The sequence below is a fragment of the Acinetobacter rongchengensis genome, assembly GCF_003611475.1.
GTDB classification, from domain to species: domain Bacteria; phylum Pseudomonadota; class Gammaproteobacteria; order Pseudomonadales; family Moraxellaceae; genus Acinetobacter; species Acinetobacter rongchengensis.
In genome coordinates, this window is the sequence record NZ_RAXT01000002.1 from 143,943 (window position 1) to 158,502 (window position 14,560).

The following is a 14,560-nucleotide window of genomic DNA, read 5'->3' on the forward strand; positions in this document are numbered from 1 at the left end:
AAAACTAACCTTTTTCTATACTTGATTTGCTAAAATCGCTTGTTTCATCAATTCTACATCAAAATCTTTCGTGATAATCGCCTGACCAAGCTGCTTCAACAAGACTAAACGGAGTTGCCCATTCAATACCTTTTTATCATGCGACATATATGCTAAAAACTCATCGAGTGGAATTTTAGGACATGCTACAGGCAATTGAGCACGTTGTATGATGTTTTTTGTACGCTCTACATCATTTTGCGAAATCCACCCCATTCGATAAGATAAGTCTGCAGCCATCACCATACCTGTTGCCACAGCCTCACCATGCAACCATATCCCATAACCAAGATATGACTCAATGGCATGACCAAAAGTATGTCCTAGGTTAAGTAAAGCTCGCTCTCCTTGCTCTTTTTCATCATTTGCAACAATACGTGCTTTATGCGCACAAGAACGATAGACCGCCTCAGCGAGTAATTCAAAATCTCTTGCTACCAACCCCTCAATATTGGTTTCCAACCAAATCAAAAAGTCTTCATCACCCAACAAAGCATATTTAATTACTTCGGCTAGACCTGCTGATAATTCACGTGCTGGTAAAGTTTTTAACTGAGCCATATCAGCTAAAACAACTTGGGGTTGTTGAAAAGCCCCTATCATATTTTTACCCAATGGGTGATTAATCCCCGTTTTTCCACCTACACTTGAATCCACTTGTGACAATAAAGTTGTAGGTACTTGAATAAAATATACGCCACGTTGGAAACATGCGGATGCAAAACCTGCCATATCACCAATAACACCACCACCTAAAGCCAGTACCGTACAATCACGATTAAAACCTGCTTCAAGCAAAGCATTGAAAATAAGATTTAAATGTTCAATGTTTTTATACTTTTCGCCATCAGGCAATACACATACCGCAACCTGCTTACCCAGTTCTTCAATCGCTTCTACATAATGAGATAAATATAAAGGTTGCACTGTAGTATTGGTGACAACCATGACCTGACGCCCATGGATATAGGGCTCAAGTAATTGCTGTGGATTTAAATGACTACCAATAAAAATTGGATAACGACGTTCACCCAGTTCTACATGTAAAGTTTGCATGATTCTGCCAAATAATAAATAAAGCTGATTTATAAATTAAACAATCTCTTTTGAAACAATAAGCTGCAATATTTTCAAAGCTAAATCTCGTGCAGCACCTTGATTGGTTTCAATAATATAATGTGCAACATCTCGATATAGCGGATCACGGATTTTAAGCAAATCTTTTAATTTCTGTTCTGGATGCTCAACTTGTAATAAAGGACGATTTTTATCTCGATGTGTACGTAACAGTTGAATTTCCACAGGTGTGTATAAATAGATCACAATACCTCTATGCTTGAGATACTCTCGATTCATCACTTGTGTCACAGCGCCACCACCTGTTGCGACAACTAAATTTTTCTTGGAAGTTAAATCATCTATAACGATGGTTTCTCTTGTGCGGAAACCTTGCTCACCTTCTTTCTCAAAAATCCAAGGAATCGACGCCCCAGTTTTTCGTTCTATTTCATGATCGCTATCTAAAAATTCACGACCTAACAGTTCTGCCAAATGCCGACCGACTGTTGTTTTGCCTGCTCCCATGGGCCCTACCAAATAAATATTTGGTAGGGTTTCAAACTCTTTGCTTGGCAAGGAGTCACCTATCGAATTGCTTTCATTGAAAGTATATTAATGATTTCTAGTGCGACTGTCATTAACAATTCTAGGTGTCACAAAGATTAATAACTCACGCTTGTTATCAGATTTCACATCTTTACGGAATAAACGACCTAGATAAGGAATATCCCCTAAGAACGGAACTTTAGTCTGGCTATTTTGAGTTTGTTGTTCAAAAATCCCCCCCAAAACAACAGTTTCGCCATTATCCACCAATACATTGGTATTGATTTCATTTTTATTCAATGTCAACTCACCATTTGGTGCAGGAGCACCCACAGTATCACTGGTAATATTGAGTTGCATTTGTACTTTACCGTCAGGGGTAATACTAGGTGTTACATCTAAACTCAACAACACATCTTTAAATGAAGTTGTTGCAGTTGCAGTACCTCCGGCCGTTTCTACAGATTGGTAAGGAACCTGTTGACCCGAAGCTACTTTGGCTTTTTGCTTATCCGCAGTCATCACTTTTGGAGTAGAAATGACCTCACCATAACCATCAGCCTGTAATGCAGATAGCTCTAAGTCCAACATAAAATCAGACAAACTGATTAAACCAAAGGCAATTTTACCCGCTGCATTCTCAATACCTAAATCTACGTTTAGGTTATCTGGACGATTGATTGTATATTTTCCATCATCGTCAGGTGTTTTTAAATCCCATAAAGTTGTATCACTGCCGCCAACCAGCAAATCATTATTTTGGTTAATTCCTTTAGATAAAATACCCCACTTTACCCCCATCTCTTTGGTAAAATCAGTACTCGCTCGCACAATACGCGCCTCAACCATGACTTGTTTTACCGACACATCTAATAAATCAATCATTTTACGCACTTTATCAATATTCTGAGCGGTATCATTGATAATTAATGTATTGGTACGGGTATCTGCAACCACACTTCCTCTTGAGCTCAATAAACTCTCTAAAGCCAAAGAATCTGAGGCGCTTGTACGATTAGTCTGCGCATTCTTAGGTTCTCTTGAATCTTCTAATAACTTTAAAATATCAGCAGCTTTGGTATAACTTAGTTGGATATATTCCGTTTGTATTGGCGCAAGTTTTATGCTTTGCGCAAGTGCTTTAGCCTCTTCTTCTTCGGCTTTAATCAACTCTGTTACTGGCGCAATCCAAATCACATTACCATTACGACGTTTATCGAGATTTTTGGTTTTTAAAACAATATCTAGCGCCTGATCCCATGGTACATCTTTTAAGCGCAAGGTAATATTGCCCTGTACGCTATCCGAAGCCACCATATTGATTCCCGTAAAGTCAGCAAGTAATTGTAGTACACGACGTACTTCAATATCTTGGAAATCTAAAGATATTTTCTTCCCTGTATAGGATTGGCTTGCACTTGGTCGAGCAAGTTTATTTTCAACAGGACGTTTCAAACTGACAGTTAGCTTATTTTCAGCCTGATAAGCCATATATTCATAACTACCAGAAGACTGAATTGTGATAACACCATTTGCACCATCGTTATAAGCATCAACTGATGAGACTGGCGTTGCAAAATCATTGACGTTTAAACGACGAATTAAATGTGCTGGGATTTTATTCCCCAAGGTACGAATAACAACTTTACTCCCCTGTTGTTGCACATCAATCGGCGTATTCGCTCCAGCCAAGGTCACAAAAACCTGACCTTCACCAACATTTCCTCGCTGAAAACCAATATCTGCAATCCCTTGTTGAGCCTGCTTTGTAGCAACAGGCGTTGAATACGTTGGTAACGCTGTTGCTTGGCTTGCACTATTCATTTTCAAAATAAAGGTATTGCCTTCAACTCTTGTTGTAAAAACACCGCTATTTTTTAAATTCACCGTTAAACGGGAACGCTGATCATCAGCACTTACATCTACAGAGGATGCCTCTTCACTTGCTACTGGAATTGTCGTTTGCGTTAGATTTTGTTTTGCATTATCAAAATCCAAAATTAATCGAGATGGATTTTCTAATTGATATGCTTGTGGCTGTGGTGGTAGGCCATTAAACATGACACGAATCTCAGTCCCTTGCCCAGGTATTTTCATTGGCACGACATTGGTCATCGTTGTTTGTGCTGTTGCAACTTGCATTACTGCAATCGATACAGCCGCCATAGTGAATTGACGAAGGTGACTATTCATAAATTGACCATCCCCACTAAACATGCTTTTCAAACTATTTTTCATTTTTATTCCTTAATTCAGTTTCAATCCACTGGACCTATTAGAACCAAACTACGTGGTCGCTCTATATAACCGTCCCGACCATCTGGTACTATTTCTAATAAATCAATACGAGTAGGTGTAATCTCAATGATTCGTCCCTGATTCATTCCCATATAGTTACCACGTTGTACACGTTCAATTTCACCATCAGGCGTTTGAATTAAACCAACTATTTGTCCCGTATTGCTTTTCATGCTGCCTTTAAGTGTCAAGGACTCCAAAGGGTAACTTTCAAGGGGTTGAGACTGTCTAGAAAAGTTCGGATAAACGCGCTTACCAGACATAATTTTTAATTCATTTGCCAAGGAGCTTGGTAAAAAGGGACTACGCAACTGTTGAGCTGAATAGTTAAAACTCGGAACAGGTGTAAATACAGGAGCAGGCTCAATGGGTAATGGCTGTTCATTCCTAATATTAGCCATTTGTTGATTTACTGCATCAATTCGTGAATCACAACCCACCAATAACGCAGCAAATGAGATCCCACAAATTATTTTATAGACCTTTTTCATTGTGGCTTCCCTCCTTGCGGTGGTGTCGTTGTACCAGGAGCAACATTATTTGTTTGCGTATTTTTTTGATTTTCATCGCTACCGACATAACGATAAGTTTTTGCTTTAATTGTATAATCAATGACAGGTACATCCGATTTTTTATCATTACTCGGTGTTCCAGTAATCGTAAAATCATGGAGCGTCACAATACGTGGCAACACTGCAATACTACTCACAAAACTACCAAAAGAGTGATAATCACCTGTCGCATCAATCGAAATCGGTTGTTCAATAAAGAATTCTTGCTTAACCTCAGGTTCCAATTTGATATTTTTAAATTTCAAACCAGAACTTACGCCAGTAACGTTAATATCTTCAACCAAACTTGGAATTTCAGTTTCTTTCGGAAGTTGTTCTAATTGCTGAGTAAAGTTGATTTCCATTTGCTGTAATTGCGCCTGATATTGCTGCAAATTTCTTAGCTTAGAATCTTTCTCTTTAAACTCATTCAATAAATTTTGTTCAACCGTGCGGGCTTGATCAATCGCATCCAATTTCGGTTTAATCGCTAAGAAATAACCGATTGCACATACAACAAAGAATAAGAATAACCAACAAGTGATTTTGACCGAGAAAGGCCAACTTCCATAGTTATTCATATCCAATGTATTAAACTGTTGAAAAAATTTCTCAACGGTCATGCTGTTTTTCTTTGGCGCATCTTTGACGGATGAATCTATTTTTTCTAAATCTTCACGATTCATTTCGCACCCCCAGCAGCTGGAACTTGTTCAGCTTTATTCGCAGTATTTTCATCTGTTGTTGTAGATACTGCAATTTCCCCTAAATCTACCGTAACCACAAAACTTCCATACGACTCTTCAACGCGTGGAATAACAGATGTTGGTGTTTTATTTTTGTTTTCTTCTACAGCTAAGAAAGAATTCATAAACGCATTACGATACCATTCTGAAGCCTCTAAGCCACGTAAAAGCTCTGCAACTGTGTTTGGACTTTCAGCTCGACCTTCGATGGTAAATTTATCACCTACTCTACTGAATTTCGTCAAATACATTTGTGCAGGTGTAACTCGCACTAATTCATCAACCAAACGTACCGTAACAGGGCGTTGTCCTTGTAAGCCTTGAATCAACTTCATTCGCTCAATAATGGCATTGCGACGCTCTTGCAAGCCATCTAATGTTTTTAATTGGGCATCCAAATTTTGATTAGTACTGGTAATCAGTTGATTGGCTTGCTCTTGATCTTCTAATTTATGATCAAAATAGAACCAAGTCAGTAATACACTCAATAGACCTAAAAGTGCAACCCCAATACAAATCGCAATAAATTGTTTTTTTCGCTGTTCTCTTAGCTCATCACGCCAAGGGAGTAAGTTAATCTTTGCCATTAATCAAAACTCCTCAAAGCTAAGCCGCACGCTACCATCAACGATGGCGCATCATTCTCTATTTTGTTTAAGTCAATTTGTGGAGAGAATCCCATTTGTAAAAAAGGGTTTGCTATAGTGACGCGGTAGCCTAGTTTTTGTTGTAATAATTTTGCTAGCCCTGGAATATTTGCATTCCCCCCAGCCAACAGAATATGGTCAATCTCATTAAACTGAGAAGATGAAAAAAAGAATTGCAATGAACGTGCAGCTTGTTGAACAACAGCTTCAAGAAATGGCATGAGTACTTCTGTTTCAAAATCATCAGGTAAAGTTCGATCTTTTTTGGCACGGCCTGCTTCTTCATAAGACAAACCATAACGATTTTGCACGTCTTGGGTTAATTGCTTTCCACCAAAAACTTGTTCACGGGTATAGATAATCTTGCCATTTTGCATCACAGAAAGTGTCGTCATGGTATGGCCGATATCCAAGACACCCACCATATTTGCGCCGATCGGCAAGGTATCTGAAAAAACATCAAAAGCCCGTTCAATTGCATAACTTTCGACATCAGCAATTTTTGGGGATAGACCTGCAATCTCTAAGACTTCAATACGAGAATCAATATTTTCTGTACGTGTTGCAACCAATAAAACATTCACACGGTTTGAAACTGCTAATTTATCTTGAAGAACCTCAAAATCCAGACTCACTTCATCCAATGGGAATGGAATGTATTGCTCTGCATCCATTCGAATCTGAACTTCCCGCTCTTCATCAGACATATCAGCATCCATTTCTATGACTTTATGAATCACCATAGAGGTTGGAACTGCAACAGCTACATTTTGCGATTGAGGATTGGCAATATTGACTGCTCTTTCCAACGCATCAGCAACTGCTTCTGGATTCAGAATGTTTTTTTCTACAACACTCCCATCAAGCAAGGGGCTTAATCCATAGCTTTCAACCCAGTAACGACCGTTCTTAACAGAGAGTTCTAATATTTTTACAGAAGTAGAACTAATATCTACTCCTATTAACCCCTTATTTGGCTTACGATATAGTCTAAGCACGATACATTTCCTATTATTTTTTTATCCCCAATACATAACACAAACCGACTGCAATTGGTCTTAATTTTTTACAGATACAATATCCCATCTAACAATCTATCAAATGAAAAGCTATACTGACCAGCAATTAGTTTGCCATTAGCTATTATTAAAACTTACTTGTTATGAAAAAGCTATCTTGTTCAGGTCATATTCATCCATTTTTTTTGCTGATTATTATTATTTTAGTCGCAATTCCGATGGGCTTTTATGGTATGTATCTATATATTGCCCCATCGTTGCCAGAAATGAGCTCTTTAAAAAAGGCGCCATTGCTTAAACCTATGCAAGTTTATTCAGCTGATAATCAGCTAATTGCAGAATATGGAGGCAAACTTTCTGTACCTGTTGAATACGATCAGATCCCTCCGCATTTCATTCATGCATTTTTAGCTGCAGAAGATTCTTCATTTTTTGAACATAGTGGAATTAGCTTCAAAGGTTTAGGTCGAGCTGTGAGTGAAAGTGTGACAGGCTCGAACGTCCAAACTGGTGGCTCGACCATCACCATGCAAGTGGCTAAAAACTATTATTTATCCCCAGAACGAACTTTAAAGCGCAAACTGACTGAAGTTTTTTTAGCACGTAAAATAGAACAGAACTTATCTAAAGAAGAAATTTTATCGTTATATGTCAATAAAATCTTTTTGGGTAAAAATGCATATGGTATCGCCGCTGCTGCAAAAATTTATTATAACAAGAATTTAGATCAGCTTAGTGTTGCCCAAATGGCCATGATTGCAGGCTTACCCAAAGCACCTTCCAAGTATAACCCTGTGGTTAATCCTGAACGTGCTTTAGAACGTCGCAATTGGATTTTAGGGCGAATGTTACAACTGGGTTACCTCAACCAAACCGAGTATCAAAAAGCAGTTGCCGAGCCGATTAATCTGAGCATGCCAGATCGTGGTTTAAGCAATAAATTTCCATATGTTGGAGAAATGGTTCGTTCAGAATTGGTCGAAAAATTTGGTGAACTAGCGATTGATTCTGGCTATAAGGTGTACACAACTATTGACAGTAAACGCCAACAGTATGCTGAGGATGCCGTACAAAAAGGTTTAGAGGATTACGATCGACGCCATGGCTGGCGTGGTGCGGAAGCACATGATAAGCCCTTAAAAGATTTTACACCTTATGCAAATACTTACCCTGCTGAAGTAGTCAAAGTCAGTAATAATAGTTTTGAAGCAAAATTACAAGATGGTTCAACCGTTACTGTGCCTTGGTCAGGCATGTCATGGGCTCGAAAATATATTAATGCCAATGCTGTGGGTGGAGCACCAAGCCGAGCATCTCAAATTGTTACGGTAAAAGATATTATCCGTTTAAGACCGAATGACAACAAAACAGCATGGTCACTGGTTCAAACCCCTAAAGTTCAAGGCCAATTGATTGCGATCAATCCCAATGATGGCTCGATTGAAGCTGTTGTAGGTGGCTATAACTTTTATCAATCTAAATTTAACCGTGCAATCCAAGGCTGGCGTCAACCTGGTTCAACCATTAAACCATTCATTTATGCATTGGCACTTGAACGTGGTATGACCCCTTATTCGATGGTAAATGACAGCCCAATTTCAATTGGTCGCTGGTCACCAAAGAACTCTGATGGACGTTATTTAGGAATGATTCCTTTACGACGTGCCTTGTATTTGTCCCGTAATACTGTTTCTGTTCGATTACTACAAAATGTTGGGGTAGAACGTGCACGACAATTATTGATGGATTTTGGACTTCAAGAAGATCAAATTCCACGTAATTTCACCATTGCCCTAGGAACACCACAAGTATTGCCTGTGCAAATGGCAACAGGTTATGCAACCATTGCAAATGGTGGTTATCGTATCCAACCCCACTTTATCAGTCGTATTGAAGATGCTTATGGCAAAGTGATTTATGAAGCCAATCCCGATTATGCATGTATTCCATGTATTAACACTAAAGATACTAGTGCTGATCCTGAAGTTACCCCAGATGACGAAGTAATTGAAGGTGCAACTCAAGATGCTGTTGAACCAGAAACTACTCTTAGCAAAGAAGAACAAAGCAAATACCGCCAAGCACAACGTATTTTAAAATCACAGTCTGCCTTTGATATGGCAAATATTTTACGTGATGTGATTGTACATGGTACTGGTCGTGCAGCACTTAAAATTGGTCGTGATGATATTGGCGGTAAAACAGGAACCACCAACGATGCAAAAGATGCGTGGTTTGCTGGCTTCAACGGTAAGTTGGTTGCCATCGCTTGGGTCGGTTTTGACCAACCCACTACGCTAGGGCGTCGTGAATATGGGGGGATCGCAGCATTACCTGTATGGACAAGTTTCATGGGTAAAGCTTTGGATGGCACACCATCTTCATGGGTACATTTCGATAAAAATGCCAAAGCACCTATTTCTCGTGAACAACGAGGACAGCCTTCCGCTGATCAAAATAATGAGGAATACCGTACTTCGCCACCTTTAGCACGTCCTCTTTATCGCCCAACACCAACTACGCCAACGCGTAATCCATCAAATGACTTTGATGATTTACCTGATGAGGCAGAACAACCGCTTAAGCCAAGTACTGCAACACCACCATCAATGGATCAAAGTCCACCAAAACGTGAAAGTGACGCATTGGAAAACTTGATTAATGAAGTCCAATAATCAGCTCTCAAAAAACGCCATCCAATGATGGCGTTTTTTATTGAAAATTGATTGTGAAAATAGACCAGATTATTTTTTCTGGAATAAATAAATTTGAAATGCTGCTTTTAATTGAGTCTTTGTTTGAGCTTCTAAAGCCAAACGCTTTTCAGGTTTTGCTTTATATGCATAAGGGGTCATGGCGATAAGATTTTTCAATTGCACTTGATCTAATTCGAAAACAGACTCAACAATAGGATGCTCAAGCAATTCAAAATGTTCTCTTAACTGCTCCACAAACTTATGCGGTTCATGTGCTTTAACTTCTTCAAACAACCCTTCACGCATAGCCAATAAGTGCTCAGGTGCAGGTGTGACAACGATAAGATATGCTTTAGCTTTAAGTACACGTAGAATTTCTTCTTGCGGAATTGGACTAAATAAACTAGTACACAAATCAATAGAATGATCTAATACAGGTAAAGTTGCCCCAGTACCGACAACCCAAGTCACCTCTTTATTGAGTTTCGCCGCAACTTGTACTGCATTTTTGGCAATATCTACGCCTACACATTGCATGACTTCCTGTTGCATTGCATCTGTGTAATAGCCTTCACCACAGCCTATATCCAACAGATTTTCAATTCTTAAATCACGAATTTTTTCAACAATGGCTTGTTGCAAGGGTGCATAAAAACCACCACTCAAAAATGCACGGCGTGCTTGAACAGATTCAGGCGTGTCTCCCGGATTTTTACTGTGTTTATGCTGTACGACATGTAAATTGACATAGCCTTGTTTTGCCACATCATAGCTATGATTGTTTATACAGCGCCACGTTTTATCCGTTAAGCTGAGTGCTTCACGACAGACTGGGCACATCAACACATTCATAACATTCTCCAAACTCTTTTAAAGCCATAAAAAAAGCCGGCAACTGCCGACTTTCTCAAACAACTTTTGCTTAACGCAATTTTAAAGTCATTAGACCTAAAACTACCAGCATAATTGTAATAATCCAGAAACGAATCACCACTTGGGTTTCACGCCAACCTTTTTTCTCATAATGATGATGCAAAGGCGCCATAAGAAATACACGCTTATTACGCATACGCAATGAACCGATTTGCAAAAATACAGAAATGGCTTCAACCACAAACACACCGCCCATTATTGCAAATACAATCTCCTGACGAACCATTACTGCAATCGTACCAAGCATTGCACCCAATGATAATGCACCAACATCCCCCATAAATACTTGAGCTGGGTGTGCGTTATACCAAAGGAAAGCCAAGCCTGCACCAATCATTGCTGCGCAGACAATGACCAATTCAGAAGTATATTTAACATACGGAATATGTAAATAATTGGCAAAACGAATATCACCAGCCAAATAGGCAAATACACCTAAACCTGCCGCAACCAATACAATTGGCATAATAGCCAAACCATCCAAGCCATCTGTTAGATTCACTGCATTTGAACCACCATTAATCACCAAATACGTGAAAATAATGAAACCTATACCCAATGGGATTGCAGAGAGTGGAATACTGAGATTTTTAAAGAATGGGATCAATAAATCTAGCATATTTGCAGTATGTACAGGATTTTCTTGTTGTGTCGCAATGATATACAACGCAATCCCAGCACCCAATGAACCCACAGAAGTCCAAAAGAATTTCTTCTTGGCAGGTAATCCAGCATTGTCTTTGTAACGAACTTTAATCCAATCATCCGCCCATCCAACAGCACCAAAAATTACCATAACACCCAGTACAATCCATACATACGGATTAGATAAATCAGCCCAAAGTAAGGTACTGATACCAATTGAAAGTAGGATTAGAATCCCACCCATCGTTGGCGTTCCCATTTTCTTTGCATGGTTTTCAGGTGCAAATGAACTCACAGCTTGCCCATATTTCAAGGCCTGCAATCTACGAATCATGACTGGACCTAAAGCCCAACCAATCGCCAATGCAGTCAATACACTTAGCAGTGCTCGAAATGACAAATATCGAACAACTTGGAATGCATTTTCATAACCCGCCAAGTGCTGAAATAACCAAAACAGCATTAAACTTTCTCCATCAAATCAGCCATCAACGTTTCCATATGGGTATAACGAGAACCTTTAAACAGGAAACTCATGGACTGTGGTTGATGTGTTTCAATTAAACTTAATAATAAAGGTAATGCTTGTTCTTGGTTAAGAAAAGCTTGCATTTTTTTACCGTACTGAGTGCTTCTTGCACCTTCTTGTGTCGCAGGTGAAAATTCACCAACAGCAACCACAAAATTAATCCCTTTTACTGAAACAAGGTCACGTCCCAACATATAATGCTGTTGAGCAGCCGAATCCCCAAGCTCGCCAATATCACCAATCACCATTACCCGGATCCCTTCTTGTTGAGCGAGTACTTCTGCTGCTGCACGCATCGAGGTCGGGTTAGCATTATAAGTATCATCAATAAATAAATAATTGCCTTTATGGATAAAGTTTAAACGACCTTTGGCACCTTGGGCAGACTCTAAACCCTGTACAATATCATCTAAATCAATACCAATCGCCAAAGCAAATGCTGTCGCGGCTTCGGCATTATGTACATTATGCTCACCTGCAAAAGGTAAGTTTACTGTACGAACACCTACAGGCGTATTGATTGTAAATGTTGCAGATTGAGCCTGTAATTGGATTTCTGTTGCAAATACTTCACCACTCTGCCCAAAACTCAACGCCTTTTCAGTCTGTACTGCTTGGCGAATCGTATCCGTAAAATCATCAACAGCAGGGACGATTGAGGTTCCTGTCGAATCAATATGTGCATAAATTTCTGATTTAGCACGGCAAATGCCATCACGCCCACCAAACTCACCCAAATGCGCAGTTCCGATATTGAGAATACCTGCCACATGTGGTTGAACTAAGTTTGAAGTGTAATCAATTTCACCTTGATGACTTGCACCCAACTCCATCACTGCATATTGATGTTCAGCTCGAAGTTCTAACAACATCATCGGCACACCCAAATCATTATTGAGGTTACCACGTGTAATTAAGGTCGGCGCTAAACGTGAAAGAATACTGCCCAACATTTCTTTAGTAGTGGTTTTACCACTACTACCTGTCAATGCAATCACTTTTAACTGAGGATGTTGCGCTCGACGATAAGCACCTAAATGCCCCAATGCCAAACGCGTATCTGCTACAACCCATTGGCAAATATCAACTTCAACAGGATGACTTACTATCGCAATTTGACAACCATTGGCCGCAACCTGCGCTACAAAATCATGTGCATCAAAACGCTCGCCTTTAAGGGCTAAAAATGCATCGCCAGATTCTGCATGACGAGAATCGGTTAAAATACGTTTAATTTCACCTTGTGGTGCTTTATCTAAATACCAATAACCTTGAGTCGCTTCAGCAAGTTGCTCTGCTGACCATGGCTCCAAAGGCACAGTACTGGTGGTAGAGGTGTGCATCTCTTTTCCTACTGAGCTGGATAAGCTGAATTTGGTTTATGGTGTTGTGCATCAATCGCTGATTGCACCTCCACGACATCATCAAACCAATGGCGTACGCCATCAATTTCTTGATAATTTTCATGCCCTTTGCCTGCGATCACAACGATATCACCTGCTTGAGCATGTTTTACAGCATACTTAATTGCTTCACGACGATCATGAATTTCATAAACATCATGTTGGCTAAAATCAATATCACGTTTCATATCTGCAAAAATTTGCTCAGGATCTTCTGTGCGAGGATTATCTGACGTTAGCATCACAGGATTCGCTTGTTCCAATGCTGCTTTCGTCATCAATGGTCGTTTACCACGATCGCGATCACCACCACACCCAAACACAGCCCAAAGTTGATTTTCAACATGACGCTTTAAGGTTTTTAATACTTGTGTTAAAGCATCGGGGGTATGCGCATAATCAACGACAAATAGACGATCCTGATCACGAATCACCTGCATTCGCCCTGGTGCGCCTTTAAGTTTAGGAACGGCTGCAATTAGTTGCTCAAGGTCAAAACCTGCCTGTTCAGCAACAATTAAACTCGCAACTAAGTTTTCAATATTAAAATGCCCAAGCAAAGGACTATTCACAGTGAACTCACCTCTCACTGTTTTTAAATGAAAACTGGCGCCTTCCAGACTGTATTTAATTCCAAAGACTTGATAATCCGCAGCTTTAGACGTTGAATAGGTCAATACTTTAGGATGAGCAAGATTACTACTTGCAGCATTCAGCATGATATTGGCATATGTGTCATCGATATTGATGACAGCAACTTTTAAGCTTGAGAATTTAAATAGGCGAGATTTAGCTTCTGCATATGCTTCAAGCGTTCCGTGATAATCCAAGTGATCACGACTTAAATTACTATACGCGGCAATCTCAATATTACAGCCATTTAAACGACCTTGCTCCAAACCATGCGAACTTGCTTCAAGCGAAACAAATTCCGCACCTTGTTGAGCAAAATCATGCAGTAAATTTTGTAAATGTAATGCATCCAAGGTGGTATGCGATGAGGCTTCTAGCTGAGGTAAAATACCATTCCCCGTCGTCCCCATCACTGCACACTTTTGACCTTGCAACATCAATAACTCAGCAACTAAGCGCGAAATGGTGGTTTTACCATTGGTTCCTGTCACCGCGAGTACATGCGCTGCTTGAACTGGATCAGTTGCTTGTAAAAACTGCTTTTGCCATTGCCCCATGTGTTGACGAACTTCAGGATAAATCAGAGCATTTGCAAGTCCCAAATCTGTTTCACTCACAACTGCCAAAGCACCTTTTTCTAAAGCAGATTGTGCAAATTGCAGTGTTTTCTCTGGTTGCGAATAACTGGTCAAAGCAATAAAAATTTGCCCTTTTTGTATATAGCGGCTATCTAAACTGAATCCAGCAAAGGGCTCAGACATCCAAGGTAGTTGCGTTTCGACATTTACGATGTCTTGAAAATGTATCGTCATATTT

The 14,560-nt window shown here is 39.6% G+C and carries 12 protein-coding genes; 1 reads left to right on the top strand and 11 read right to left on the bottom strand.

Going from position 1 to position 14,560, the window contains the following annotated elements; all coding sequences use genetic code 11:
• Positions 1 to 15 precede the first annotated feature (15 nt).
• The 7 genes from aroB to D7V20_RS02070 are packed head-to-tail and all read right to left on the bottom strand — an operon-like array spanning position 16 to position 6,884.
• Complete coding sequence (gene aroB, locus D7V20_RS02040) at positions 16 to 1,095, bottom strand: 3-dehydroquinate synthase (RefSeq protein ID WP_120382681.1); 1,080 nt, start codon at positions 1,093 to 1,095, stop codon at positions 16 to 18.
• Positions 1,096 to 1,131: 36 nt separating this feature from the next.
• Positions 1,132 to 1,674 (bottom strand): shikimate kinase AroK, encoded by a 543-nt coding sequence (gene aroK / locus D7V20_RS20085; RefSeq protein WP_029574407.1) that lies wholly within the window; start codon positions 1,672 to 1,674, stop codon positions 1,132 to 1,134.
• A 36-nt stretch (positions 1,675 to 1,710) separates the two neighbouring features.
• Entirely contained in the window at positions 1,711 to 3,882 is a 2,172-nt protein-coding gene (gene pilQ, locus D7V20_RS02050) for a type IV pilus secretin PilQ (RefSeq protein ID WP_120382682.1), read from the bottom strand.
• Between the two features lie 20 nt (positions 3,883 to 3,902).
• A complete protein-coding gene (locus D7V20_RS02055) occupies positions 3,903 to 4,433 on the bottom strand; it encodes a pilus assembly protein PilP (protein ID WP_120382683.1) in 531 nt (176 codons plus the stop codon).
• Positions 4,430 to 5,179: a type IV pilus inner membrane component PilO gene (locus D7V20_RS02060; protein WP_120382684.1), complete on the bottom strand. Its 750-nt coding sequence runs from the start codon at positions 5,177 to 5,179 to the stop codon at positions 4,430 to 4,432. The genes D7V20_RS02055 and D7V20_RS02060 overlap by 4 nt, the downstream gene beginning before the upstream one ends.
• Positions 5,176 to 5,826: a PilN domain-containing protein gene (locus tag D7V20_RS02065; RefSeq protein ID WP_120382685.1), complete on the bottom strand. Its 651-nt coding sequence runs from the start codon at positions 5,824 to 5,826 to the stop codon at positions 5,176 to 5,178. The genes D7V20_RS02060 and D7V20_RS02065 overlap by 4 nt, the downstream gene beginning before the upstream one ends.
• On the bottom strand, positions 5,826 to 6,884 hold the full coding sequence (locus D7V20_RS02070) for a pilus assembly protein PilM (protein ID WP_120382686.1): 1,059 nt from the start codon (positions 6,882 to 6,884) through the stop codon (positions 5,826 to 5,828). The genes D7V20_RS02065 and D7V20_RS02070 overlap by 1 nt, the downstream gene beginning before the upstream one ends.
• A 164-nt stretch (positions 6,885 to 7,048) precedes the next feature.
• Between D7V20_RS02070 and ponA the strand changes: the two genes are divergently transcribed.
• Positions 7,049 to 9,580, top strand: a complete 2,532-nt coding sequence (gene ponA, locus D7V20_RS02075; protein WP_120382687.1) for a penicillin-binding protein PBP1a — start codon at positions 7,049 to 7,051, stop codon at positions 9,578 to 9,580.
• Positions 9,581 to 9,649: 69 nt separating this feature from the next.
• On the opposite strand, the gene D7V20_RS02080 is transcribed toward ponA, so the two are convergent.
• From D7V20_RS02080 to D7V20_RS02095, 4 genes are all read right to left on the bottom strand, one after another.
• Positions 9,650 to 10,453, bottom strand: a complete 804-nt coding sequence (locus D7V20_RS02080) for a putative RNA methyltransferase (RefSeq protein WP_120382688.1) — start codon at positions 10,451 to 10,453, stop codon at positions 9,650 to 9,652.
• A 70-nt stretch (positions 10,454 to 10,523) separates the two neighbouring features.
• On the bottom strand, positions 10,524 to 11,642 hold the full coding sequence (mraY, locus tag D7V20_RS02085) for a phospho-N-acetylmuramoyl-pentapeptide-transferase (protein WP_120382689.1): 1,119 nt from the start codon (positions 11,640 to 11,642) through the stop codon (positions 10,524 to 10,526).
• Complete coding sequence (locus D7V20_RS02090; RefSeq protein WP_120382690.1) at positions 11,642 to 13,051, bottom strand: UDP-N-acetylmuramoyl-tripeptide--D-alanyl-D-alanine ligase; 1,410 nt, start codon at positions 13,049 to 13,051, stop codon at positions 11,642 to 11,644. Before D7V20_RS02090 ends, mraY begins: the two co-directional genes overlap by 1 nt.
• Positions 13,052 to 13,059: 8 nt before the next feature.
• Positions 13,060 to 14,556 carry a UDP-N-acetylmuramoyl-L-alanyl-D-glutamate--2,6-diaminopimelate ligase gene (locus tag D7V20_RS02095; protein WP_120382691.1) on the bottom strand — a complete coding sequence of 499 codons (1,497 nt, stop codon included), beginning with the start codon at positions 14,554 to 14,556 and terminating at the stop codon, positions 13,060 to 13,062.
• Positions 14,557 to 14,560 lie beyond the last annotated feature (4 nt).